Below are 25,421 nucleotides of genomic sequence, written 5' to 3' on the forward strand. Positions count from 1 at the left end.
TGGAACAAAATCGGACGTTCGCTGGGAGCTTCCTGAAAGCCGTTGGCCGTGCTCCAACAGGGCCCGCGTTGAGGCCCACATGGCAACCGCACAGAGCCTCAACGCCCAGGCACCGCGCGTTTCTCCTGTGTTTCGCTGGTGGCATATTCAAGGCTGTGGACGGGGTATGGGGTGCACCATAGAATCAAGTGGAATTGCCACAGCGACCTGCGGCTTTACAAACCATGCGTGGGGGCGCTGAGCATTCTGTGACGATTGGTTCGCCTTGTTCCAGTCGCAGACGTGCTGAAGGGTTGCACATGCGGTCAATAGTGAAACGTGTACTCGCCGTGATTGGCGTGGCTGGAATGTTGGCCCTCCCGGCTGGCGCAGCCTGGGCTGCAGATCCGGTGACCATACCGTCCGGCACAAACATCGTCGATGACGCCAACGTCCTTGGCAGCCGGAAGGGCGAAGTTCAGGACGCCATCCAGAAAACCCTCAAGGATCACAAATACAACCTGTACGTGGTTACGGTGAACTCCTTCGAGAATCCGTCAGATCCCAAGGCGTGGACCGCAGCGGTAGCCAAAGCCAAGGGCATGGGCAAGCCTGATGCGATCCTTGCGATTTCCACGGCTGGCCAGTATAACTTCGCGCTCAACTCAGATAGCCCCATCTACTCGAAGCAGGGCGCTATAGCCCAAAACGCCGTGGCAGCCAACCTGGGCGGCGGCAAGAAGGACTACGCCCAGGCCGCCATTGACACCGCTGCTGCCATTGGCGACGCGGCAGGCGGTGGAAGCGGTACCGTGCCAAGCGGCAACGGCAGTGCCGGGGTCCTCGTCGGTGTTGGCGTAGTAGCAGCAGGGGGCGCGGCCACCTATCTCTACCTGCGAAACCGGCGCAAGAAGGCCGGCCAGGCGTCCAGTGCCAGCTACGGCCCGCAAGGACAAGAGCTTGACCCGCTGGCAGCACTGAGTATTCCAGAGCTGCGCCAGAAGAGCGGCTCGCTGCTGATCGAAGCTGATGACGCCATCAAGTCCAGCGAACAGGAGCTCGGCTTCGCCCAGGCCCAATACGGTGACTCTGCGATTGGCAACTTCACCAAGGCCCTGCAGGAAGCCAAAGCCCATATGACCGAATCGTTCAAGTTGCAACAGCAGCTCGACGACCATATCCCGGACACCGAGGAACAACAGCGCACATGGCTCGGAGAGATTATTCGCCGTTCAGAAGCGGCCCTCGCATCACTACGTGACCAGAAAGCGGACTTCGACTCCCTTCGTGAACTCGAGAAGAAGGCCCCGCAAGCGTTGGCCACAGTCACCGCAGGCGCCCGGGAGGCCGACTCCAGGATCGCCACCGCAGAGCAATCCCTCGAGGGCCTCCGCAGTAAGTACGCCGAATCTGCCTTGACGCAGGTCTCAGACAACATCCTGCAGGCCAAGGAACGCCTTGCTTTCGTGCAGAACGCTGCCACCACCGCCCAGGAAAAACTGGCTGCCGGCGAAAACAGCCTGGCTGCCGTAGCTGTCCGCGCTGCCGAAGAGAGCCTGCACCAGACAAACGTCCTGATCGATGCCATCTCCAAGACTGCAGGCAGCCTTGACGAGGCACGCGCATCGCTGGAAAGCGCGGTTGCGGAGACCAGCCAGGACCTCGCGCAGGCCAGGGCCATGATCCAGTCGGGTGAACATCCCGAACTCGCTGGGCCCGTGGCTGGTGTGGAGGCGGCGCTGGGTCAAGTCAAGGCTGAAATCCAAGGTGGCAAGATCGACCCCATTGCTACGTTGACCCGCGTAGAAACAGCGCACCAGGCGCTTGATCAGTCGTTGTCCGGCATCCGGGACCAGCAGGAACAGGCCCGCCGTGCCCAAGCATCCTTGCAGCAAACCATCATGGCGGCACAGGCCCAGATCAGTGCTACCTCGGATTACATCACGGCCCGTCGGGGTGGCGTTGGCACGGAGGCCCGCACCCGGCTCGCCGAGGCCCAGCGCAATCTCGACTATGCTTTGTCGATCTCGCGCAATGACCCGGTGACGGCTCTGACCTATGCCCAGCAGGCACACTCACTCGCCGCGCAGGCAGCACAGCTGGCGCAGGCCGACGTCGACCACTTCGGCTATGCCGATCAAGGCTACGGCCGCGGTGGCATGTTCGGCGGTGGCGGCGGAGGTGGCGGTCTTGGAGGCGCGATCCTCGGCGGCATTCTGATTAACTCCATCTTCAACAGCGGTGGCGGCGGTTGGGGCGGCGGCCACAGCGACGGCGGTGGCGGCGGCGGGTTCTTCGGCGGCGACTCCGGCGGCGACTGGGGCGGCGGTGGAGGAGACTTCGGTGGCGGCGACTCCGGAAGTTTCTAGCCCCACAGTTTAGATGGGGTCCATGCCCCGTCTAGGAGCGGTACAACAACTGATCACTGATTTCAGTGGCTTCCACTGAGCAGGACGAAAGGCAACACCATGGTTAAGCAGTCCATTTTCGGTCGGATCTCGCAGCTCGCCAAAGCAAACATCAACGCTTTGCTGGACCAGGCTGAGGACCCGCAGAAGATGCTGGACCAGATGGTCCGCGACTACACGAACAACATTGCTGAGGCCGAGTCCGCAGTGGCTCAGACCATCGGGAACCTCCGCATGCTGCAGGCCGACTACAACGAAGACGTCAAGAACGCCCAAGACTGGGGCAACAAAGCCCTTGCCGCGTCACGCAAGGCCGACGAATACCGTGCTGCCGGGGATACCGAGGATGCCACGAAATTCGATAATCTGGCCAAGGTTGCCATCCAACGCCAAATGACGGCAGAGTCCGAAGCCAGGGCCGCCGAGCCCAGCATTGCGTCCCAGACTGAGGTTGTGGACAAGCTCAAGAGCGGGCTTGACCAAATGAAGAACAAGCTCAACCAACTCACTGCCAAGCGCAATGAACTCGTGGCCCGTTCCAAGACCGCTGCTGCGCAGTCGCAGGTGCACGATGCCCTGAAGAGCATCGACATCATGGACCCCACGAGTGAAGTTGGCCGCTTCGAAGAGAAGATTCGTCGCGAGGAGGCCAAGGTCCTGGGCCAGCAGGAACTTGCTGCATCCAGCTTGGACGCCCAGTTCAACCAGCTGGAAGACCTTGGGGAGCAGACCGAAATTGAGGCGCGTCTGGCAGCTCTGAAGTCCGGCGGCAGCAAGCCTGCGATCGGGGCCGGTGCCCCTGCCTCCAGCGGTGCAACCATCGACGAAACCGACTTCGACAAGCTCTAACAACGTAGGGCATGGCAGCCCTTTGATGTTGCCTGAACCATGAAAACTGGCCGGATCCCTCTTCGGGGTCCGGCCATTTCGTTTTCTGTGCAGAACTTTGCCTACAGCGGGGAGGCCTCCAATGGATCCTGGCTGGGGCTGGCATCTGTGGCCACTTCAGCACGAATTTCGAAGCCCTTTGGGTGAAAATATGTCACAGTGCATTCCAGGACTTCACCGTGTGCTCCCAGCGTGGTCCTTTCCAAGCGCGGAACCATGGGAAATTCGCGGACATTCAGGGCATCAGCGAGGTGCTCCGGCGGGGCGTGCATCGTGACGTTGATTTCAGCACGCTGGAGGGGCTTGGATGTCCGGTCCTGGATCACCTGGTAGATGGAATTGCGCTCGGCGTCCGCGAGGCTGATGTGACGGCCAATGTGCGAGGGAATGAAGATCTCCGCGATGGCATAGGGCCAACCGCCGCTTGAATAGGAGCGACGGATCACGAGGACAAGGTTGTCATCGGATACCAGCTTGGCTGGCACCGACCTATCCTTCTCCATCCATTTGTATTCAATCAGGCCTTTGACAGTCTTCATTCCTGCCGCTGTGAACGTCTCCATGAAGGGCGCCAGGCGGTTCAGCATCCGTACCGGACGCTGGGCCATGACGAAAGTTCCCTTGCCCTGCCGGCGAACAAGCAGCCCCTTCACAACAAGGCTTTCTATCGCCTTGCGGACCGTAGTACGACTGATCCCGTACTCGTCCATCAATGATTCTTCGGTCGGGATCCGTGCGCCCGGTTCCAACCGGCTGACTTGATCCGTCAGTACGTCTGCAACCTGCTGGTAAACCGCTACAGGGCTGTTCCTCTGCAGGGCGTGTCGATCCAGGCCCTGGTTGTAGTCTTCCTTGACCATCCGGCCTTCCCATCCATTCCCGGCGTGCAGCCGTTCCGGATTTGATGCTAGCACCGGCACTGAACGCGAACACCGGCACGGCCGGGCCTGTGCCGCACAAACAAAAGGTCCGGATCAGTGAAACTGATCCGGACCTTTCTCCAGTTGCGGGGACAGGATTTGAACCTGTGACCTCTGGGTTATGAGCCCAGCGAGCTACCGAACTGCTCCACCCCGCGTCGCAAGAACAACTCTACCGCACCAGGCAGGGTGCTTATGACCATAATGGGTTGAAGGTGCTGCAGATCACGGCCCTGGGGTTGGCCAGCAAATGGTCGCCAGGCTCTGCGGCGAAATCGACCTTCCGAGCCTGCCCCTGACCCTGCGTCAACTCCGGCCCAAACACCCGGGGAAAACAAAAGATCCGGACCAGTAAATACTGATCCGGATCTTTTCTCCAGTTGCGGGGACAGGATTTGAACCTGTGACCTCTGGGTTATGAGCCCAGCGAGCTACCGAACTGCTCCACCCCGCGTCGCAAGAACAACATTACCGTCCGGTGAATGACAGACCAAATCCTGGCGACGTGACGTGCATCTCCCCCCGTCAATATCGCTCCCCCGGACGCCCAGCAGACCGCTTGCCCGAGGGGCTCCTCTAAATCGAAAGGGCCGTTGCCCGCTCCAGGAGGAGAGGACAACGGCCCTTCTAATCATGCGGCGTCAAACATTCACCGGGTACTAGCTGCTCGGTGAAGGCGACGGTGTGGCGCTGGGTGTAGCTGTCGGTTCGGGCGTTATGCCGAGCCGGGTTTCAGCGTCGATCGCCCTCTTGAGAGCATCGGAGAGCTTCGCCTGCTGCTGGCCATAACCGGCAAAGTCTCCCTTTGCCAAAGCTCCTTGGCCATCCTGGATTGCCTTGTTGGCGTCGTCGAGAGCAGCCTTGAGGTCAGCCTTGGCATCGGTCGGGCCGGCAGGAGGCGTTGTGGTCCCAGGGGGTGTTGCGGGCGTCTGGCCATTGTTCTCAGAGTCGCCAGCCTTGGCACCGGAGTTACCGCCGAACAACTGGTCCAGGGCCTCATCCAAGGTAGCTGCAAAGCCGATCTTGTCACCGAATGCCACGAGGACCCGCTGCAGGGTGGGGTAAGAGGTCTCGCCTGTTGACTTCAGGTAGACGGGCTGGACGTAGAGTAGACCGCCACCGACGGGCAGGGTCAGCAGGTTGCCGTTCAAAACGTCCGAAGCGCCCTGACGCAGCAAGTTAAGCGCCTGGGAAACGGTGGGATCCGAGTTGAACTTGTTCTGCGCCTGTCCGGGGCCAGGAACCTGGGTGTCCGTTGGAAGTTGCAACAGCCTTAGTTTGCCGTAGCTGTCCGCCTTAACACCCTTGACATTCCCGGCATCGGAGTCGGCGGCCAGGAATCCGTAGAGGATATTCCTTGCATTGCCGTTGACTGTTTGTGGGATGAACGAAGACGTCAGCTGGAACGCAGGCTTCTCCTGGTCTGGCATCTGCAAAGACATGTAGAACGGCGGCTGCTTGACTGCTTCCGAGACCGTTGGGTCGTTCGGAACACTCCAGGCATCGTTGTTCTGATAGAAGTTGTCTGGGTTGGTGACGTGGTAGCGACCCAGAAGTTCACGCTGGACCTTGAAAAGGTCCTCGGGGTAACGGACGTGGCTCATGAGGTCGCCAGACATCTCGCTGTAGGGCTTGATCGTGGTGGGGAACACCTTCTGCCAAGCCTTCAGGAGAGGATCCTGGTCGTCCCAGGCGTAGAGCGTGACCGAGCCGTCGTAGGCATCAACCGTGGCCTTGACCGAGTTGCGGATGTAATTCACCGAGCTGTTGGGCAGTGTCACCGTCCGGCCTGCGCTGGTCTGCGAATCAACGGTCGCGTTCTGCAACTGCTGGGGTTGGGAGTACGGGAAGTACTGGCTGGTGGTGTAACCATCAACGATCCACTTCACCCGACCATCCACGACGGCCGGATACGCGTTGCCATCCACGGTCAGGTAGGGAGCGAGCTTCTCAACCCGTTCGCGGGGATTGCGGTCGTAGAGAATCTGGGATTTCTCGTTCACGCCGTCCGAAAGCAACAAATCCGAGGACTGGAATTTGATGGAGTACAGAATGCGGTTGAGCCAGTTGCCTACATTGGGTCCGCCGTTGCCGGTGAAGGTGTATTGCGTCTCTCCCCCGCCTTCGCGTCCCGCTGGGCGGTCCTGTTCGCGATGCTGGGCACCTTCGGGAGCGCCAACGATCGAATATTCAGGAGAGTTCTCGCCGAAGTAGATGCGGGGTTCGTACGTGGTGTCATTGCCGAGAACGCCGTTGGACGGAATGCCTGATTGCAGGAATTCCGGCTTGCCATCAACGGTGAACTTATTGCCCTTCGCGGCGACCACACCATAACCGTGGGTGTAAACGATGTGCCGGTTGACCCAGGTCTGCTGGTTTGCGCTCAGGCCATCAGGGTTCAGCTCGCGAACAGCGATTACTGTGTCCTGTACTTTGCCGTCCACCGTGTAGCGGTCCACATTCAGCGTCTGCGGGAATTGATAGTACGGACGGTACTGCTCAAGCTGGGCGAACGCCGAGGAGATGAGGTTCGGGTCCAGCAGGCGGATGTTGGCCGCCGTCTGCGCGTCCTTTGCCAAAGCTCCGCTTGTAGCCGTTGTTGTGGCGTTATAGGCGGAGACATCAATCTTGTCCAAGCCGTAGGCTGCCCGGGTCATCTTGATATTGCGGTCAATAAACTCCCTTTCCAGGGTGTTCTCCGAAGGGCGCACCTGGAATTGCTGGATTACCCATGGGTAGACGCCACCAGCCAAGATAGCTGTGATGATCAGCATCGCGGTACCGATCACGGGCAGGCGCCAGCGGCCAATAACCGCAGCAATGATAAAGAGGATCGCAACCAAGCCCGCAGCAACCGCCAGGATGGCCTTGGTGGGCACAACGGCATTGACGTCCGTATACAGCGCACCTGCCCACCGTCCGGATGAGCTCTGCACAGTGGAGTACCTGTCCAGCCAGAAATTCACGCCAAGGAGCAACAGGAAGAATGCACCGGTTACGGCAATGTGGATTTGGGCGGCACGGCTGGTGAAAACACCACGCTCCATGAGCCGGATGCTTCCATACAGGTAATGCGTGAGGATGCCGGCAATGCCAGCCACTACGGCGATGCTGATGAGGAATCCGGTGACAAAGCCAAGGAACGGGAGCGACATCAGGTAGAAGCTGATGTCCAGATTGAACAACGGATCCGTTTGGCCGAAGGGCTCCTGGTTGAAGAAGAGGAGGACCTTCTGCCACTGGCTTGCCGCGGCGCTGCCGGCAAAGAGCCCGAACAGGATGGGAAGGCCAACCATGACGACGCGGCGGACAGGCTCAAGCTGGGCCTGGTAGCGGTTGAGCTTGTCACGTGACTCAGCATCCGGAGCATAGACCGGCCGGGCGTGGTACGCGATCCTGATGGCGAAGTAGACGGCAGCGAACATCATGGCGAAACCGACCAGGAACGTGACGATCCGGGCGAGGTTCTCACGGACATAAACTTCGAAGAAGCCGAGCTGCTGGTACCAGAGGACATCTGTCCATACATTGGCGAAGAAAATGAATCCAACGACGGCCACTGCCACGACGATGAGCGTCGGAGTCAGGGCACCTCGTCTCAGCGGCGATCTTCCGGGCGGGTTGGAGCTGGCGGGACGGGACAAACTCTGTACCTCATTGGTGGTCGTCAGTTAAAAGTCGGTGTGCGTGTGTTCGACGATCTCTGCCCCTGGGCGATGGCGGAGTCCGTCATATATGCCACGAGTGGCGGTGGAGCTAAGTTCCACCGCCAGTCTAGTTGTTGGTGCAGGTGGGAAGGCCCGCCGTGTCCTGTCCTGAACCGAGTCGTTCCACTGCCGCGGTGGCATCGGCCAAGGTTTCCACCTTCACCACCTGCAGGCCATCAGGAACGTGCCCTACGACGTCGCCGCAATTCGCGGCCGGAGCCAGGAACATCGTGGCTCCATGCTGGCGCGCTCCAATCATCTTCTGCGCAATGCCGCCGATGGCTCCCACTGCTCCATCGGCGGTGATGGTTCCGGTCCCGGCCACGTGCTTTCCTCCTGTGAGGTCCCCCGGCGTGAGATTGTCCACGATGCCCAGGGCAAACATCATTCCTGCGCTTGGACCCCCCACATTGTCCAAGGAAATTTTCACCTCAAACGGGAAAGTGAAGTCGCTGCCCAGGAGGATGCCCAGGACATAGCGGCCAGCCGGATTCTTGGTGGGCGTTATCGTTTCCGTGACTGCAGAACCGTTCCTGTCCACGACGAGGACCGCCGGGGTGCCGTTTCCGGCTGCCAGTTCAGCCTGGACCATGCTGAGGGAGGAGATCGGCTTTCCATTAATGGAGGTCAACCGGTCGCCCTCCTGAAGTTTCCCCACTGAAGGTGACGGATCCGACAGGCCCGCCACCTTGAGCCTCTGTTCAAAAGGGATGTCCAATTGCCGCAGCGCTGCGGCAACAGCGTTTTCCTGCGAAGTCTCCATGGCAATTTCGCCTTGCTGGACCGTCTCCTCCGCCGTCGTGCCTTTGGGATAGATCAATTCCTCGGGATAAACGGCTTTCGATTTGTCCAACCACGCCCGAAAGACCTCAAAAATAGTTGCAGGAGTCTTCGGCCCGCCCGCCATCACTACCGTCGTCAGGTCCAGGTTCCCCTTGGCCGGGAAGGACTCATGTCCCGAAATGCTGATGACCGGCTTGTCCCCATCCTGCCCCAACGTATTAAACGTCGGTCCGGCAGACTCAACAACGTAGGGAACCGGCAAAGCAGCCGCCCCGATCCCAAGTCCGAGTGCCAGCAGTCCCGAAACCACCATGATCATGTACCGGCCGCTGCCGGGAGGTTCCGGAGATTCCGGGGAGGAATCGGCGTCGGGCGTTTGACGCGGATCGAGCGAGCCCTCCGGGCTGGGCGAAGTAAGCATTGAGGCCTCTCTTTACCGGCATTGCGAAACCGGCATTTTGGCTCCTGCCGCTGGCCGCGGCGACGGGCACATACCAAACATCCACATTACGCGGTCGGACGTTGTGGGGATGCTTTGCCTACAGCGAACGACGCCGCACACAGGCAGACAGCCTTCCCACCGCGCGGTACGGTGAAAGTGATCACCAGCCAGTTCGACGATCGGCGGCACCATGACTTCCAACCCCAACAACCCGTCAGATGACGATGAGACGCCCAAGGACCCGCTGGCGGAAATGCTGCAGAACCTGATGGGCGGCCAAGGCATGGGCAACATCGATCCCGCCGAACTGGCCAAGGCCGCGGGGCTGCCCAACGATCCCCAGCTCCTGCAGCAAATGTTCGCACAGGTTCAGGCCATGATGAGCTCAACATCCGAGGGCCCGGTGAACTGGCAACTGGCCCATGAGAACGCACGACGCGTTGCGGCTTCCGGGAGCGATCCCTCGGTGAACGCCCAGCAGGCCCGGGACATCGATGAAGCACTCCGGCTAGCGGAACTATGGCTGGATCCGGTGACAGATCTTTCCGCCACCGGACTTATCGGCCGTGCGTGGTCCCGCGCCGAATGGGTTGAAGCAACGCTTGGAACGTGGAAGCGGCTGACTGAGCCAGTTGCCAACAGCATCGCCAATGCCTTGTCCAATGCCTTGACCCAGCAGATGCCCGAGGAAATGAAGTCCATGATGGGTGGTGCCTCGTCAATGCTCCAGAACATGGGCGGCGCCATATTCGGGATGCAATTGGGCCAGGCGATAGGCGCGCTCTCGGCCGAGGTAGTCAGCTCCACGGACATTGGTGTTCCCTTGGCTGACCTGGAGATGGCTCTGCTGCCGGCCAACGTCGCCAAGTTCGGCGAAGGACTCAGCCTCCCCGAAAATGATGTCCGGCTCTTCCTCGCCGTCCGCGAGGCAGCCCACGCCCGGTTGTTCGTTCAGGTCCCCTGGCTTCGCGGCCACTTGCTGGGCGCCATCGAAGCCTATGCACGAGGGATCCACATCGACATGTCCCGAATCGAGGATCTCGCGCGGGATCTGGATCCGGGCAATCCTGAAGGAATCCAGGAAGCCTTGTCCCAGGGTGTCTTCACTCCGGAGCGGACGCCGGTGCAGACCGCCGCTCTCGAAAAGCTCGAAACAGCGCTTGCCCTCGTGGAGGGTTGGGTAGATGAGCTCACTGCTGAAGCCACGGAAAAGGTACTGCCCTCGGCTACCGCCCTGCGCGAAACCGTCCGTCGTCGGCGTGCCACTGGCGGTCCTGCCGAACATGCCTTCTCGTCGCTTGTGGGGCTGGAACTGCGCCCCCGCAGGCTTCGGGAGGCCGCTACCCTGTGGGCAACCCTGAAGGCAGAACGCGGTATTGCAGGCAGGGATGCCATCTGGCACCACCCTGACCTGTTGCCCACCGGTGAAGACCTGGACGATCCCAAGGGCTTCTCCGAACGCCGCAGGCTCGCCGAGGCCAGCGACACCGAAGTTGACGATGCTCTGCAGAAGCTCTTGAGCGGTGGCTACGATGAGCCTGCGGACGCTGTGTCGGAGGACGCCGAACCGGAGGACGAAGACTCCCAGGACGACACCGGGCCCGACTCGGGCAGCGCAGACCCGAAGTCACCGTCCACATGATCTCAGCAATGGTCGCCATGGATTTTCATGGCGGCCATTGTCGTCTCTAGCCCGTTGCCTCCGTGCCAGCGCTCGTTCCAGCAGATTGGTTGGCGTCACCGCTAATCCCATCACCGCTAATCCCACGGGATGTCGCGAACGCGACCCCCTCCAGGAATGCTTTGGCGCGCTGTGTCTCCGGGTAGGCCTCAAGCAAGCGCCAAAACTGCGCGTTGTGTCCAGCTACCAACAAATGCGCCAGTTCGTGCAGGAGCACGTAGTCGATCACCCACTGCGGCATCGCCTGAAGCTTGTTCGAAAGCCGGATGGTTCCATCCGCTGGAGTGGCCGAGCCCCACCGTGAGTTCTGGTTCGTCACCCAGCGGACCGACGTCGGAACCGCCCGTCCTCCGAGGTAGGTGCGCGAAAGGTGCGCTGCATGCTGGGCAAGTGCCTCGTCCGTTGCAGGCCTGCGCCGATCTGGTTTACCCGCTCGACGCTCCCCTTGCCTCTGCAGCTTCGCAAGCATGCGCCGCACCCACTCGCGCTCCTGCGATTTGGTAAAACTTGCCGGAATCGCGACAACGGCATTACCGTCTTCCCAAAACGCAGCTACCGTTCGCCGGCGCCGGGCTGAGCGCCTGACGACTACCGGAGCGCCGTCGTCGGTGAGCATAGGAACGTCCGGCTGGCCGGCTGTTGAGCGCGGCATCAGAGGTTGGTGCTCTCGGCGAGGACTGCGAGGACGGCTTCGCCGTAACGCTCGAGTTTGGAGGGCCCTACCCCCGCCAGTCCGGCCAATTCCTCCAGCGACGCCGGCCGGGCTTCGGCTATTGCGGTTAACGTGGCATCAGTGAAGACAACGTAGGCGGGAACGTCGGCAGATTGCGCTTCATCGCGCCGCCACTGCCTCAGGGCGTCGAAGGTCTGTTCCTCATACGTGGGCGGGCATTGGTTGCAGCGACCCACCTTCCTCTCGGCTCCGGAGGCAAGCATGCTTCCACACACCCTGCACGACGCCGGCGCGGCAGCTTTGCGGCGGGTGGAACCTGCCCGGCTCCTGGCGTTCGCAGACGCTACCGAATCCGGCCGGAGTCCATCGAGGAAGCGCGAGGGCTTGCGGTTGGCGCGGCCACCAGGAGTGCGCGCCGAAGACCACGACAGGTTCAGATGCTCACGCGCACGAGTGATCCCGACGTACAGCAGTCGGCGTTCTTCGTCCACGTCCTCCGGTGTGTCCGCGAAGGAGATAGGCATGAGTCCTTCGCTGAGGCCCACCAGGAAGACGGCATCCCATTCAAGGCCCTTTGCTGCGTGAAGGGAGGCAAGCGTTACACCCTGAACTGTGGGAGCATGTTGGGCCACCGAACGTTCCTGGAGCTCGTTGACGAACTCAGCCAAGGTGAAAGACTCTCCACGGCTGACTGACAACTCATCAGCCAAGGCCACCAAAGCGGCCAGGGATTCCCAACGCTCGCGAAGGGCTCCCCCGCTGTGGGGCGCGGATTCACTGTAGCCAAGGGAGGCAACGATGTCACGGACAATCTGGCCCAAAGGCTCCAGGGGGCCTTCCGCCACAGCCCTGGTTGCCGCACGCAGTTGCAGGATGGCATCCCGGACCTCCTTGCGGGCGAAGAACCTCTCTCCGCCGCGAAGTTGGTAACCGATCCCCGCCGACGCCAACGCTTGCTCGTAAGCTTCGGATTGCCCGTTGGTGCGGAACAATATGGCGATCTCGCTAGCCTTGACACCCGTGGTGAGTAACTCCTGGATTCTGCCTGCAACAACCGCCGCTTCCGCTTCGTCGTCGGGACATTCCATGAACCGCGGTTCCGGGCCGGCCGGCCTTTGGGCGACAAGCTTGAGCGGAGGCGCCCACGCCGCATCGGCAACCGGTCCACCACTTCGGCGGGACCCGAGGAGATCATTGGCCAGCTTAACGACCTGTGGCGTAGACCTGTAGTCACGGATGAGCTTGACCACGGTGGCGCCTGGGTAGTGTGCCTTGAAATTCAAGAGATGTTTGGGTGAGGCTCCCGTAAAGGAGTAAATCGTCTGGCTGGCATCGCCCACCACGCACAATTCGTCACGACCACCCAACCAGAGGTCCAGGAGCCGCTGCTGAAGCGGGGAAACGTCCTGGTACTCGTCGACGACGAAGTGGCGGTATTGCTCCCTGACCGTCGCGGCCACCTTGGGATCCTCTTGGAGGATCCCGACCGTAATCAGCAGGACGTCTTCGAAGTCAATGACGTTGCGGTCAGTCTTAATATCCTCGTACGCCTGGAACACCCTGGACACAGCCGTGAGGTCGAAGCCTCCCGGAGTCCCGCGTCCTTGTGCATTCTCCAGGTAGTTGGCAGGGGTGAGCATAGAGACTTTTGCCCATTCAATCTCTGCAGCCAAGTCCCTGATGGACGCGCGATCAGTGCTGAGCCGAAGCCTGCGTGAGGCCTCAGCGATCATGTTGGCCTTGTGGTCCAGCAGGCTGGGCAGGGTACCGCCGATCGCCTGCGGCCAGAAGAACTGTAATTGCCTCAGGGCCGCAGCATGGAAAGTCCGCGCCTGGACATTGGCCACGCCAAGATCCCGAAGCCTGCTCCGCATTTCGGCCGCCGCCCTGGCTGTGAAGGTCACTGCCAGCAGCCTCTGCGGTGAGTAAACCCCCGAGTGCACTCCATAGGCGATGCGGTGCGTGATGGCGCGGGTCTTGCCTGTGCCTGCACCTGCAAGTACGCACAGGGGGCCAGTGAGAGTGCTGGCTACTTCACGTTGCTCATCATCCAAGCCGCTGAGGACTCGCTCCTCAAGTGAGCCACCGACGTCGAAAATTCCTCCTGTCACGGCTGGAGGTCTTCGATGACGCCGCCGTACCAATGCTCAATCAACGAGCGCGCAATCGACAGGCGCGTGGAGATGGTGATGTCGCCACTCAACACGGCCTCCTGCAACTCTTCCCGGCTGAACCACCGCGCGCGGGTGACCTCGACGCCGTCGGGGCGGGCAACGGCGTCGTTCGTTATCGCCGTAAAGCCCAACATGAGCGAGGCAGGGAAGGGCCACGACTGCGAACCGAGATACTGGCACGCTGTAACGCGGACACCTACTTCCTCGCCGATTTCACGGACAACAGCCTGCTCAAGCGATTCCCCGGGTTCAACAAATCCAGCCAGGGTGGAGTAGTTCCGGGCGTCGGCAGGCCCGCCGCCACCCAGCAGAAGCCGGCCATCAGGGCCAACGACAGTAACGATGATCGCCGGGTCTGTGCGCGGATAGTGCTCAGAGTTGTCCTGGGGACACCGCCGTACCCAGCCCCCGGATTCAATATCAGTTGGCGTGCCGCACTGCGGGCAATGGGTATGTGTCGCGTGCCAGTTGGAGATGGCACTCGCCTCGATGAACAAGGCGGTGTCAGTAGCATCGAGACGTCCGGCAACCTCCCGGAACCCGGCCAACTGCGTATCGGAAGGGATCAGAGCTGTCCCGGGCAAAGGCGGCTCAGCAACTGTAAACAGCAAAACAGGAGTACCCTCGGCCACGGACGAAGGCCGCAAGGTTGTACCCAGGTAGATAGCAGTCAAAGCGCCGGCTTTTGCTTCGCCGAGGGCAGCCCACAGTGGACCAGCGTCCCCGAACCATAGGCCGTCCCTGCTCACCAGCGCCTTGCGTTGGGAAATGACCATGGCCTTGGCCTCACCGGAGACGATCAGGTCCTCAACCATGCCAGGCTTCATGCGCTCATTTGAGCCTCGGTCCACCAACGCCGGGCGCACTGGAAGAACAGTTTCCATCAAGTGGTTGGCCAGCGCCGGAGACTCCGCATAACTCATGTATCTACCGTACTGATTCGCACCGACAAAGAACATTTGGATCGGCCGCATGTGCATATCGTGGCACTGCCGGCCGGTGAACGGACCGATGATCCACTTCTGCCTTGTTTTCGTGCGGATCTGAAGACTCGCCGCACTGCATCATGGCCATAGGCGCCACTCAATCTACCGTGGAAGACGTGAGAAGAACACCGCTCGAACTGGCCGCTGTAGCAACCGCGGCGGTGCCCGGACTGGCACCGACGGCTACAGCCTATTCCCCCGATGACGACGCCGACTTCGATTCGGCGTTGTTGCTCGACGCGGAAGGCAAGCGCTGGCGCGTCCGTTCGCCGCGTCATCCCGAGGCCAGTACCCGTCTCGAAACGGAATTCATGGTCCTGCGCGCCTTCGCGCCCGCCATCCGTGCCGAGCTTCCTTTCCATGTGCCAACCGTCGCCGGCACAGTCCGGCAGGGCGCCCTCACAACGTTCGTATACGCCCATCTGCAGGGTTCCACGTTGTCCATTGACGAGCTATCCGCCGGCAGTCCGGCTTTGGCCCGTGATATTGGCAATGCCCTTGCGGCCATCCACGACCTCCCACTGGCACTGGTCAACAATGCAGATCTGCCCAGTTACTCGGCCAACGAGTTTCGGCAGCGCAAGCTCAACGAATTGGACCAGGCGGCCACTACCGGCAAGATTCCCGCAATTTTGCTGCGTCGCTGGGAACATGCCCTCGAGGACGTCGCACTATGGCGATTCAACCCCTCGGTGGTTCATGGCGACCTCCATGAAGACAACCTGATGGTCCAGGACGATACTGTGACGGCCTTGACAGGATGGACTGATCTCCGCATCGGTGATCCAGCAGATGATTTCGCGTGGCTGGTGGCGTCCAACGAAGCCTCGTTTGTTGAGGCCGTGCTGAGCCGGTATACCGAGGCGCGCCGGGACACGCCCGACGCCCATCTGCTTCGACGGGCCGCTTTGCTGGCTGAATTCGCGTTGGCCCAGTACCTGGTGAAGGCAATGGCCGTTGGACACGAGGACATGACGACCGAGGCAGTATCGATGCTGCAGTCCCTCGCGGACGACATCGAAGAGCAAGCCCGGCATGACGAGGCCGCCCTGGCCGCCGAACAGGCAGCAGCAGCTGACGCCGAGGCAGAAGGCGCAGCACTACAGGAGGCCTCGAATCACTCGACGAACGCCCGGCAGCCTGCCGTTACCGTCGTGGCGATTCCCGACGCCGGGACGCCAGTCTCAGTGACGCCCGTACCGCCCACATCGTCGAAGGAAGTCCCCCGCGCCGGAGTGCCTGACGCCGAAGCGCCTGACAAGGAAGCGGCTGACAAGGAAGCGCCTGACAAGGAAGCAGCATCAGACGCGGATGCTGGAAGCGCGTCTGAGAAGCTGGCGGAAGAATCCACCTCCCGGCCTCAGGATGACGCGTCGACTGCAGCTTTGAATGTTGTCACTGTGACACCGCTGCATGCCGGCGGGCGTTCCTAGACCAGCGCTTCTCCAGGACTCCTTCTACTTTGAGGCCTCACTTGCGGGATCGCTCTTGAGGGCCTTGGCGATGATCTGCTCGAGTTCCTCGGCGCTGCCCAAGTCATGCGGGCGCACCACAGCATCCTCCGCAACGTAATAGAACGCCGCGCTGACTTCCTCCAGGGAAACGCCCTTCAACCGCGCCCAGGCAAGACGGTACACAGCCAACTGCACGGCCCTCGCTGCAAGCTGTTTGCCTGCAGGCCGGCGACCTGTTTTCCAGTCGATGAGTTGCCATCGCCCGTCCGCGTCGCGGAAAACGGCGTCGATACGTCCGCGGACCACCACGTCACCGATCTTCGTTTCCACGGGCACTTCCACAAACGCTGGAGCCCGATGCGCCCACTCGGACTGCTTGAACGCTTCAACCATGTGATCCAAGCCGTACGCTTCGTCGATATGGGCATCCGAGCCAGGTGCTTCGTCGATGTCCAACATGCCGGTTGTTCCGAAGTACTCCTCCACCCAGGCGTGGAAAGCTGTTCCCTTTCGGGCCGAAATGCCTGGTTCCCGGGGTACGGGTCGGCGCAGTTGGGCCAACACCGCTGCAGGATCGGCGCCAAGGTCAACGAACAGGGACGCCGAAATATGGCTGGGTAAGTGCACGTCCTGATGAAGCTTTCCCTGGAGCCGGCGATCCAGGAGCAGCTGGGCTTCGTGTGACCACCGCCCCGGGTTGCCAGTCAAAGCTTCCGGTGATGCTTGAGAAGCGCATTCCTCCATGAATTCAAGCACACGGGCTGCCGCCCGGTCCATGGCGGCACGGCGGCCGGGAACGAGCCTAATGCGGGCTCCGGTGCGGGGATCGGACGGGCCTTCGAGTGGATCATACGGAAATTGAGCCACTTCCAACGTGGCGGTGAGCGGACTGTTATCGGGCAGTGATTCTTCGGCTACTGACTCAGGGTGGACCACAACAACGCTCCGCCCAGTCCCGACAGCGCGGGCGTCCCCGGACGAGGAAGACACTCCCGCGAGTGGCGCCAGTTCGGAAAGGAACGACGACATCCCTGCCATACCGGATCTGGACCCGTTCCACGCTGAGCTGGACACCATCAAAACAAACTTGGCCCGAGTGTAGGCGACGTACGCAAGCCGGCGTTCCTCGGCTTCGCCATGATGTTGAACATCCGATTTGAAGTCCCTCTCTGCGTCCAACCACCCTTTTTGGTCGTTGTGGTCCAGATCCCACTGCGGCAGATCAGCCCGGTCACCCCGCAACGGCCATGGCAAGGCGGCTGCGCCGCTGCTCCATCGGGAGTCCCTGTTGCTGGGGAAGGAACCTGCGTTGAGCCCCGGGACAAAGACGACGTCCCATTCCAGCCCCTTGGAGGCGTGGACTGTCAGGAGTTGGACTGCTTCCCGATTGGTTTCAAGAGGTGCAATGTCCAGGCCACCTTCCTCGGAGGCTGCGGCTTCCAGCCAGGAGAGGAATGCCAGGAGATCTATCCGCTGGGAAGTCTGCAGGAATCCGGCTGCTGCGTCCTGGAAGGCATCCAGGTTTCGGCGTGCTTGGTGGATGCTGACGCCAGGCTTTGCGGCTACCTCGATATCCAGCAACATGGCACGTTCAACCTCGCCGAGCAAGGTTGTCAGGTCATCCCCGATGTAGGTGCGAAGGGAGCGCAATTCCTCCGACAACCTCGTCAATCGTTCCAGGGCTGAAGGGCTCAGCGTCCTCCCGTGTCCGGATGTCCATCCCGGCCGCGGCAGGAAGTCCAGGGCTTCCACAAGGCTTGCGGCGTCAGTGATGTCGCTTTCCACCGTCACAGCCGCCGGGTCCTCGTCGGCGACCTCAAGAGTGTTCCCTGGTCCTGACCTTCGCCTGGCCAAAAAACGGGACCAATCGTTGAAGGCCATGAGGTCCGCTGGTCCAAGGCGCCATCGGGCTCCGGCAAGAAGCCGCATCAACGCATCGGAACGGCCAGGATCAGCCAGGACCCGCAGCGTTGCCACCAAGTCCACGATCTCCGGAGTGTCCAACAGACCGCCGAGGCCGACGATCTCATAGGCAATTCCCTGAAGTTCAAATTCCCTCCGAAGGCATTCCAACTGCGCACGTCGCCGGCAAAGAACCGCCATGGTTGGCTTAACAGGAGTACCGTCTTTCTCTTCTTCGAAGACGGTCCTCTGGTAGCGCCGGACGTCGCGGGCAATAGCGCCAGCCTCGTCTTCATCTGTGCTGAACCGACCGATAACAACGCTGCCTTCGGCCGCGAACGGACTTGGCACCAGGGGCGGAACCGCAACGCCACTTGCAGTGTCCCTCTCCCCTGCGGGGCCGTCGGCAGCTGCCGCCTTGTTCAAGGGTGCGGCAATAGTGTTGGCCGCTTGGAGGATGTTCCTGCCGTTGCGCCAAGCCGTGGTGAGGTAGGACGTTGGCGCCACGGAGTAGGCATCTCCGCCAGATGCCTGGTCGTTGTGCCTCACGGGGAACTCCTGCACAAAGTGGAAGAGCTGTCCCGCCGAGGCGCCGCGGAATCCGTAAATCGATTGGTTCGGGTCCCCTACCGCGGTGACGGCATGACCTTGGCCGAAAAGGCGCGAAAACAAGACAAGCTGAGCATGCGAAGTGTCTTGGAACTCGTCCAGCAGCACCACCTTGTAGCGTGCCCGCTCAGTGGCCGCAGCCAACGGTATTTCCCGCGAAATGCGGGCCGCGAGTGCCACGAGGTCACCGAAATCCAGCACTCCCCGTTGACGTTTGGCATCCTGGTACCGGAGAACCATATCTGCGACGCTGGCCCGGGTGCGCAGCATGGAAGCCAGTTCCCCTGCCGCCTGCGTGGGGTTCTTCTTTGCACCGGCCATGTAAGGGAGTTGCTCGAAGGACTGAACGCGTTCCAGCACCCAGTCGCGGACAGTGGCGGGGTCCTGCAGGTGTTCCGCGCACTCGCCGGCCAGCTGGATGACGGCATTGACGAGCGTCGACTTTGCAGCGGTGAAATGCTCATATTCGCCGTCGTAGGCCTCAACAACCTCGCTTGCCAACTGCCACGATTGGGCCCCACCCAGCAGGACGACGTCCCGCTCGATGCCCAACCTCAATCCATAGTCCGAAACAATTCCGCTCGCGTAGGAATGGTACGTGGACACCTTGGGCTCGAGGTCGTCGGCACCCAGAAGCCCCTCCGGGAAGCCAATGCTGCCGTCGTCCTCGGTCGCTATGCGCTGGAGGGTGGCCAGTTTTGTCCGGATTCTGCTGGCCAGCTCGCCAGCAGCCTTGCGGGTAAATGTCACACCCAGGACCTCCTCCGGCCGGACCCAGCCATTGGCCACGAGCCACACAACGCGGTCTGCCATGGTGGCGGTCTTTCCCGAGCCAGCGCCGGCAATCACAAGCCGTGGCGTAAGTGAGGAAGCAATGATGCTTGCCTGCTCTGCGGTGGGGTGGTTCTTTTCGCCAAGAATGTCTGCCAACTCCGACGGGGAGAATCTGGGAACAGGCAGCCCGGACTCCACATGCAGGATTCCGGCATCCCTTGTCCCGGATCCTTCAAGAAGTTCGGTAGTCATTCAGTGACCTGCTTTCCTCTGGCGCACAGTGGGCAAACATCGGGCAGACGGCAACCATGTCCGCCGTGTCCCGCTTTGCTCGGATCATGCCGGGCCTCGAACGTTGCGCCGACCATGAGTTCCGCGGCCTCATTGACCAAAGCCTCTGCCCAGTTGTCGTCGGGCTCGAGCGGATCCTGCTGTTGAACCCCGGGGCTCTTGGCCTTGGTTCCCAGCTGCGCGAGAACGGCGCCACCTGGAACAGGTTTGCCAAACTCCCCAAGCGTGCCCGCTTCCTCAAATGCACCTTTGAGCACCGCTGCCTGGTACGCACCCAGCTGAGGGTGCCTGGCTACTTCGGCCTTGCCCGGCTGGCGTTTCCCGGTCTTGAGATCGACGATCACCAAGCGGCCTTCGGCGTCGATTTCCAAGCGGTCAACCTGTCCGCGAAGCACAGCGTGCCGGGTGGCGGCGGAATCATCCGCATCCTCGTCCCGACGTACAGAACGTAGGTGGACGTCAGGAAGTTGGACTTCGAAGTCGTGCTCCACGGCGAGCAGGCTCCTGCCTTCGCTGCGCATGATGAGTACGTACTGGGCCAATTTGCGCACCATCAGTTCCGCACGCTGGTAATCAAGCTTTCCTTCCCAATTGTCTTTCATGCCAAGGGTGGGCCAGCGGCGAACAAGTTCCGCAACGTACTGCGCGCCTGTTGCGTCCGGCAGTTCCTGTGCAATGCTGTGGACCAGCGTGCCAAGGCTCCGTGCGAAGTCAGTAGCAGCTTCTCCCCCGGCCGCTTGCACAAACCAATCCAGTGGGGACTTATGAACAGACTCCACCTTGGATGGCGATACCGACACAGTTCCTCCTGGAGGCACAACCGCTTCCTCGGAGCTCAAGGGCGCCAAGCCCCACCATGTATCCGGATGTGCCCCGGCCACGGGTGGATCAACAGAGGCAAGACGGGCCAGCACACGTGCTGCTTCGCGCGCGGTGGGCGATTCGTTCTTGGCGTCGTGATCGTCAGCCTGAACATGCTGCCTCAACTCAGCAACAAGCGCGCGAAGAGTCATCGGGCGATCCACCGGGGTGTAATCGCGCCGGTATTCGCCAGAAGCCAACGGTGCGACGTAATCCAGGAAGGCCGAAGGTTGTTCGTCCTCGGAGGAGACAGCCGTGCAGATGAGCACCTCCTTGGCGCGTGAGACCGCAGTGGAGAAACTCCTGAGTTCGTCGTAGCGAATGTCCCTCAGCCTGCTGAGGGGGCCGCGGCCCAGCGCGTAGTCAACTCCATGCTCCACGGCGTCCGCAAACAGGGTACTGCCCAGGAGTTCCCCGCGTAGACGGGTGTTCGGCCAGACACCTTCCTGCAGGCCGGCCACGATCACCACAGGCCATTCGCGGCCCGCGGCGCTGGCCGGCGTCATGATTTCCACGCATTCCTCAAGCTTGGCCCTTGCCGCCAGGGTGTCCATCGGAAGTTCCTGGTTCAACAAGTAATCGAGGAACTGTTCCGGGCCGGAGCCGGGCAGTTGATCCACAAATCGCTCCGCTGTGTGGAACAGCGCCATCATGGCGTCAAGGTCGCGGTCGGCGCGGGCCCCCGCACTCCCACCTTCCATCGCAGCGTCAGTCCAGCGCGAAGCCAACCCCGTGGCGTGCCATAGCGCCCAGAGGACGGATTCCGCGTTGGCCCCAGGCTCGGCTGCGGCGGCGGTGCCCGCAGCAATCATCCGTGCGAGTCGTCGGGCAGGGTTCCCTTCAATCCCCAACGAAGCCAGCGCTCCCGGTTCAAGCAACGCTTCCACCAGCAAAGCGTCACTGGAACGTCCGCCGCCGCCAAGTAGCTCCTCGCGCCGGAGTGATTGACGGAGGCGGCGGAGCTCAATGGCGGAGGCTCCACCAATGCGCGAAGTCAGGAGGGAAACAGCGGTTTCAGGAGTGAGCTTGGCCGGATCAAGGATGACAGCGAAGACTTCAAGGAGGGGTCGGACGGCCACCTCATCCCGGACTGCAGAATCCGCCACAGGAACGCGCACTGGAATTCCCTGTCCACTGAGGTAGCGCTGGAGTTGCGAGATCAGTCCACCATTGCGGACGATGACCGCAATATCACCGAAGTCCCGGCCGTCGCGCAGCTGCGCTTCCAGAATCCGCTGTGCAACATACCGGAGCTCATGGACGGGAGAAGGCAGCACATGCCCTTCCACCCGCCCTCCGTTGCTGATTTCCTGAACGCCTTCGAGGGACTCCGGCTGTTCGAGGCGCCTGGCCCGTTGGCCTCCGGATCGTTGGGAGATACGTGCGGCAACCCTTGTCCAGGCCTGCGCCACCTTTGGGCAATGACGGTGCGTGGTCCACAATGGCCGCTCAAGTACCCCGTGGCTTCCTTCGAGAAGCAGGGGCAGCTCCGCGACAAGGTCCGGCCGCGCTCCGCGGAAGCCCTGCACCACGGTGTCAGGCGAATAGGTAACTACGGCATCCTTGCCCTCGGCAATATCCGCGAGGAGTTCAAACACGGCAGGATTGGATTCCTGGGCATCGTCCACGAGAATCAGCTGCAGGCGGTCGCGCTCAGCGGCGAGGAAAGCGGGCGAGTCCTGAAAAATCTGGCGTGCCGTGGTGATGATCCCCGCTGGATCAAAGGCCTCGGGCATTCGGAGGTCCAAAACATCCCGATACTCACTGTAGAGCTCGGCGGCTGCCATCCAATCCGGACGCCCGCATTCATAGGCGAGCCCCACGAGGTCCTCTGCAGTGCGGCCGGACTCAATAATGCGGTCAAATAATTGGCGGATCTCGTGGCGGAAGCCACGGGTAGGCAGTGCTGCGGAGAGGTCCTCGGGCCAGGGCAACTGATGCCCAGGGCGGGAATGGCCCTCCAGTAACTCCTTGATGATCAGATCCTGTTCTGGTCCGGACAGGAGCTTGGGCTGCCGGGGCAACGGCTGGACGCCCTCCGCTTTGGCCCGCCGGATGACGTCGAAGGCGTACGACGCCCAGGTGCGTGCCGGCGTCGTACTGAGGCTTCTGTCCAGGCGGCCGGTGAAGGTGTCCCGCAAGGCGGCCGCGGCGTGCCGCCCAGGAGCGAGGATAAGTATCCGATCGGGATCCACGCCGTCTTCATTAACGCGGCGGACCGCGGATTCGACCAGCACGGTGGACTTTCCCGTGCCCGGGCCCCCAGGAACCAGAACAGGTCCGCCTCCTTGCCTGACTGACACAACCGCATCCTGGTCCGGAGACAGGTCAGGCGCCGCGTAGTGAATCTCGCGCGGCGGAAGCAGACGGAGTGCTGCCGGGGCTTGGCGGGTTTTGGTAGCTGTTGCGGTCACACAGACATTTCATCATCGGGCACCGACAAAATATGGAGCTGACGCTCCAACTGGTCCGAGATCACATCAATTCGATCGAACTCAGCATCGGTTGGCGCCCATCGTGCAGCTCCGAGATCCACGCGCCAGCGGCCCTCACCCGTCCGCAGGAATTCCTCAAAGGCGCCGTGCAGGGGCGTGGACTCCTGCACATAATGGCGCAGGGCCTCTGCCTCATGGCCGGGCGGTGCATCCCCGCTTGCCCGCAGGACACGCCACCAAGCTACGGAACTGCCGTAGTGGCTCATCACCGACCCCACCTGCCGGGGTCCGCCGGCTCCAAGGAGTTCAGCGACGTCGCCATATGACACGGCCGCGCCGGGCGGAACAAGGTCCACGACAGCCAGCACCGCCGTCACATACTCCATCCGCATGTGCTCCAGCGTAGCCGCAGGAGTGTCGTGCCCAGTACTGTCAGTGCCAGCCGGTAGCGTGAAAACATGAGCTCCTGGAACACCCTCCCCCGCGCTGCCTTCGACCTCGAAACCACTGGAAAGAATTCCCGTTCCGCCCGCATCGTCACCGCTTCAATCACTGTGGTGGATGCACACGGAGAACTCATCAGAGAGCATGAATGGCTGGCGGACCCCGGGGTGGAGATTCCCCTGGAGGCCAGCGAGGTCCACGGAGTGACTACGGAGAAAGCCCGCGCGGAAGGCCGACCAGCGGCCGAAGTCACCCGCGAGGTGGCAGCGGTTCTTCAGCAATTGTTCGACGACGACACCCCCGTCATTGCATTCAACGCCAGCTACGACTTCACGGTGCTCGCTGCCGAGTCAGCGCGGCATGGTGTCCCCCAATTGACCCGTTTCCCGGTACTGGATCCATATGTGATGAACAAGCAGGTGGACCGGTACCGCAAGGGCAAGCGCACCTTGACAGCTTTGTGTGAGGAATATGGCGTGATCCTGGACAACGCCCACACCTCAGCTGCGGATGCGTTGGCGACGCTGCGCGTTTTGGATGCCATGGCTGGCAAATTCCCCAAGTTGCAAATGCCTGCCTCCAAGCTGCACCATTTGCAGGTGGACTGGGCTGCATCCCAAGCTGCTGACTTCCAGCAGTATCTGCGGCGAAGCAAGCCCACCGCTGTGATCGAAGGCGAGTGGCCCGTACTGCCACCCGAGGACGCCAGCCGAGGCGGCTTCTGAGACAGGTTCCGGCACGGGCGACCCGCAGTTGGGACGCAAGTCACAAGAATTCCGAAGCTCCTCAAGCACGAGCGCTGTGCGCAGGGATTCCATCACTTTGCCCATCGCCGGAATAGATCGGGGAGCTCAGGGTTCCCTGTAGGAACTTTCTTCGGAAAAAACGAGCCCGAGCAATCACTTGTTCGATTCACCTCCCGTTCGTGGGCTGGTGACATAATTAAGTTTGGCGGGTTGAAGTCTGCTAGGGCAGCCATCCCCATACTTGTTGCCACGTTCCCCGCCCACCGCGAACGTCTCTGTGACCCGACGAAAGTGATTTCTTCATGAAATTCAAAGCCCTCAAGTGGCTGTCTGCTGCTCCCGTAGCCGCGGCCCTGGTGATCTCCTTGGCAGCATGCGGCGGAGGATCCTCCCAGCCCAGCGGCTCGCCCACCGATGCCCTCGCCGGCAGCGACCAGCAGACCCTGGACAAGTACACCACCGCGGACGTCACGCCGCTGGACAAGATCGACAAGTCCAAGTTGGGCCTCGTCACCGATGGCACGCTGCGCGTCGGCACCCTGTCCGATGCGCCGCCGAACATCTTCATCGATCCTTCGGGCAAGTTCACGGGTTATGACAACGAACTCCTTCGCGCCATCGGCGACAAGCTTGGCCTGAAGGTGGAGTTTGCGTCGACTGACTTCTCCGCGCTGCTCTCGCAGGTAGCAAACAAGCAGTTCGACGTCGGATCTTCCTCGATCTCCACCACGGATGCCCGTCGAAAGACCGTCGGCTTCACCAACGGCTACGACTTTGGCTACATGGCCGTCGTGACCAAGAGCGACGCCAAGGTCACCGGCTTCGCCGACCTCAAGGAAGGCGTCCGGATCGGCGTCGTCCAAGGCACCGTTCAAGATGACTATGTCACGAACACTCTCAAGCTCGAGCCCGTGCGTTTCCCTGACTACAACACCGTTTATGGCAACGTGAAGAACGGTCAGATCGACGCTTGGGTGGCTCCCTCCCAGCAGGCTTCCGGCCAGGTCAAGGACGGCGACGGTACCAAGATCGCCGAAAAGGTTGTCAACACGCAGAACTTCACGGCCTACGCCGTGAACAAGGACAACCAGCCGCTCCTCGATGCGCTGAACGCCGGCCTGGACGCCGTTATTGCTGACGGTACGTGGACCAAGCTCACCTCCCAGTGGTACACCGACCGTCCCACCGCGGCCGAGCAGACTCCGCAGGGCTGGAAGCCGGGCAGCAAAGCCGTCCAGATTCCGGCCAAGTAACCCGGGCGTTC

At 61.5% G+C, this 25,421-nt stretch carries 15 protein-coding genes and 2 tRNA genes; 6 read left to right on the plus strand and 11 right to left on the minus strand.

Going from position 1 to position 25,421, the window contains the following annotated elements:
* The first annotated feature begins 299 nt into the window (after positions 1 to 299).
* Together KSW38_RS08095 and KSW38_RS08100 are read left to right on the plus strand one after the other, a co-directional pair.
* Positions 300 to 2,348: a TPM domain-containing protein gene (locus tag KSW38_RS08095; RefSeq protein ID WP_216924065.1), complete on the plus strand. Its 2,049-nt coding sequence runs from the start codon at positions 300 to 302 to the stop codon at positions 2,346 to 2,348.
* Positions 2,349 to 2,447: 99 nt separating this feature from the next.
* Entirely contained in the window at positions 2,448 to 3,236 is a 789-nt protein-coding gene (locus tag KSW38_RS08100) for a PspA/IM30 family protein (RefSeq protein WP_216924066.1), read from the plus strand.
* A 101-nt stretch (positions 3,237 to 3,337) separates the two neighbouring features.
* On the opposite strand, the gene KSW38_RS08105 is transcribed toward KSW38_RS08100, so the two are convergent.
* The 5 genes from KSW38_RS08105 to KSW38_RS08125 form a co-directional block, all read right to left on the minus strand.
* Positions 3,338 to 4,135, minus strand: a complete 798-nt coding sequence (locus KSW38_RS08105) for a GntR family transcriptional regulator (RefSeq protein ID WP_216924067.1) — start codon at positions 4,133 to 4,135, stop codon at positions 3,338 to 3,340.
* A 144-nt stretch (positions 4,136 to 4,279) separates the two neighbouring features.
* Positions 4,280 to 4,353: transfer RNA gene (locus tag KSW38_RS08110), tRNA-Met, on the minus strand.
* Between the two features lie 222 nt (positions 4,354 to 4,575).
* Positions 4,576 to 4,649: transfer RNA gene (locus tag KSW38_RS08115), tRNA-Met, on the minus strand.
* 205 nt (positions 4,650 to 4,854) lie between these two features.
* Entirely contained in the window at positions 4,855 to 7,839 is a 2,985-nt protein-coding gene (locus KSW38_RS08120; RefSeq protein ID WP_216924068.1) for a UPF0182 family membrane protein, read from the minus strand.
* 130 nt (positions 7,840 to 7,969) lie between these two features.
* Positions 7,970 to 9,106, minus strand: coding sequence for a YlbL family protein (locus KSW38_RS08125; protein ID WP_216924069.1), 1,137 nt, complete (start codon positions 9,104 to 9,106; stop codon positions 7,970 to 7,972).
* Between the two features lie 211 nt (positions 9,107 to 9,317).
* Here KSW38_RS08125 and KSW38_RS08130 point away from each other — a divergent pair, with 211 nt between their 5' ends.
* Positions 9,318 to 10,769: a zinc-dependent metalloprotease gene (locus tag KSW38_RS08130; protein WP_216924070.1), complete on the plus strand. Its 1,452-nt coding sequence runs from the start codon at positions 9,318 to 9,320 to the stop codon at positions 10,767 to 10,769.
* 46 nt (positions 10,770 to 10,815) lie between these two features.
* On the opposite strand, the gene KSW38_RS08135 is transcribed toward KSW38_RS08130, so the two are convergent.
* Genes KSW38_RS08135 through nudC form a run of 3 tightly spaced genes read right to left on the minus strand, consistent with a single transcriptional unit; the run spans position 10,816 to position 14,578 of the window.
* Positions 10,816 to 11,460 carry a M48 metallopeptidase family protein gene (locus KSW38_RS08135; RefSeq protein ID WP_216924071.1) on the minus strand — a complete coding sequence of 215 codons (645 nt, stop codon included), beginning with the start codon at positions 11,458 to 11,460 and terminating at the stop codon, positions 10,816 to 10,818.
* Entirely contained in the window at positions 11,460 to 13,592 is a 2,133-nt protein-coding gene (locus tag KSW38_RS08140; RefSeq protein WP_216924072.1) for an ATP-dependent DNA helicase UvrD2, read from the minus strand. The genes KSW38_RS08135 and KSW38_RS08140 overlap by 1 nt, the downstream gene beginning before the upstream one ends.
* Complete coding sequence (gene nudC / locus KSW38_RS08145; RefSeq protein WP_216924073.1) at positions 13,589 to 14,578, minus strand: NAD(+) diphosphatase; 990 nt, start codon at positions 14,576 to 14,578, stop codon at positions 13,589 to 13,591. The genes KSW38_RS08140 and nudC overlap by 4 nt, the downstream gene beginning before the upstream one ends.
* Before the next feature lie 179 nt (positions 14,579 to 14,757).
* On the opposite strand from nudC, the gene KSW38_RS08150 reads away from it, so the two are divergent.
* Positions 14,758 to 16,074: a macrolide 2'-phosphotransferase gene (locus tag KSW38_RS08150; protein ID WP_216924074.1), complete on the plus strand. Its 1,317-nt coding sequence runs from the start codon at positions 14,758 to 14,760 to the stop codon at positions 16,072 to 16,074.
* 24 nt (positions 16,075 to 16,098) lie between these two features.
* Here the strand turns inward: KSW38_RS08150 and KSW38_RS08155 are convergent, their stop codons facing one another.
* Genes KSW38_RS08155 through KSW38_RS08165 form a run of 3 tightly spaced genes read right to left on the minus strand, consistent with a single transcriptional unit; the run spans position 16,099 to position 23,359 of the window.
* Positions 16,099 to 19,632: an ATP-dependent helicase gene (locus tag KSW38_RS08155; protein WP_216924075.1), complete on the minus strand. Its 3,534-nt coding sequence runs from the start codon at positions 19,630 to 19,632 to the stop codon at positions 16,099 to 16,101.
* A complete protein-coding gene (locus KSW38_RS08160; protein WP_216924076.1) occupies positions 19,629 to 22,946 on the minus strand; it encodes an ATP-dependent helicase in 3,318 nt (1,105 codons plus the stop codon). The genes KSW38_RS08155 and KSW38_RS08160 overlap by 4 nt, the downstream gene beginning before the upstream one ends.
* Positions 22,943 to 23,359: an MGMT family protein gene (locus KSW38_RS08165; RefSeq protein ID WP_216924077.1), complete on the minus strand. Its 417-nt coding sequence runs from the start codon at positions 23,357 to 23,359 to the stop codon at positions 22,943 to 22,945. The genes KSW38_RS08160 and KSW38_RS08165 overlap by 4 nt, the downstream gene beginning before the upstream one ends.
* 66 nt (positions 23,360 to 23,425) lie before the next feature.
* Between KSW38_RS08165 and KSW38_RS08170 the strand changes: the two genes are divergently transcribed.
* Both KSW38_RS08170 and KSW38_RS08175 read left to right on the plus strand, forming a co-directional pair.
* Positions 23,426 to 24,136, plus strand: a complete 711-nt coding sequence (locus tag KSW38_RS08170) for a 3'-5' exonuclease (RefSeq protein ID WP_216924078.1) — start codon at positions 23,426 to 23,428, stop codon at positions 24,134 to 24,136.
* 323 nt (positions 24,137 to 24,459) lie between these two features.
* On the plus strand, positions 24,460 to 25,410 hold the full coding sequence (locus KSW38_RS08175) for an ABC transporter substrate-binding protein (protein WP_216924079.1): 951 nt from the start codon (positions 24,460 to 24,462) through the stop codon (positions 25,408 to 25,410).
* Positions 25,411 to 25,421: the final 11 nt, after the last annotated feature.

This window comes from Paenarthrobacter aromaticivorans (assembly GCF_019038615.1).
GTDB lineage: Bacteria > Actinomycetota > Actinomycetes > Actinomycetales > Micrococcaceae > Arthrobacter > Arthrobacter aromaticivorans.

Excerpts from the sequence above, each read along its gene's own strand:
- KSW38_RS08100 (WP_216924066.1), top strand. The coding sequence starts at position 2,448 with ATGGTTAAGCAGTCCATTTTCGGTCGGATCTCGCAGCTCGCCAAAGCA.
- nudC (WP_216924073.1), bottom strand. The coding sequence starts at position 14,578 with ATGAGTTATGCGGAGTCTCCGGCGCTGGCCAACCACTTGATGGAAACT.
- KSW38_RS08170 (WP_216924078.1), top strand. The coding sequence starts at position 23,426 with ATGAGCTCCTGGAACACCCTCCCCCGCGCTGCCTTCGACCTCGAAACC.
- KSW38_RS08165 (WP_216924077.1), bottom strand. The coding sequence starts at position 23,359 with ATGCGGATGGAGTATGTGACGGCGGTGCTGGCTGTCGTGGACCTTGTT.
- KSW38_RS08175 (WP_216924079.1), top strand. The coding sequence starts at position 24,460 with ATGAAATTCAAAGCCCTCAAGTGGCTGTCTGCTGCTCCCGTAGCCGCG.
- KSW38_RS08130 (WP_216924070.1), top strand. The coding sequence starts at position 9,318 with ATGACTTCCAACCCCAACAACCCGTCAGATGACGATGAGACGCCCAAG.
- KSW38_RS08095 (WP_216924065.1), top strand. The coding sequence starts at position 300 with ATGCGGTCAATAGTGAAACGTGTACTCGCCGTGATTGGCGTGGCTGGA.
- KSW38_RS08135 (WP_216924071.1), bottom strand. The coding sequence starts at position 11,460 with ATGCCGCGCTCAACAGCCGGCCAGCCGGACGTTCCTATGCTCACCGAC.
- KSW38_RS08125 (WP_216924069.1), bottom strand. The coding sequence starts at position 9,106 with ATGCTTACTTCGCCCAGCCCGGAGGGCTCGCTCGATCCGCGTCAAACG.
- KSW38_RS08155 (WP_216924075.1), bottom strand. The coding sequence starts at position 19,632 with ATGACTACCGAACTTCTTGAAGGATCCGGGACAAGGGATGCCGGAATC.
- KSW38_RS08105 (WP_216924067.1), bottom strand. The coding sequence starts at position 4,135 with ATGGTCAAGGAAGACTACAACCAGGGCCTGGATCGACACGCCCTGCAG.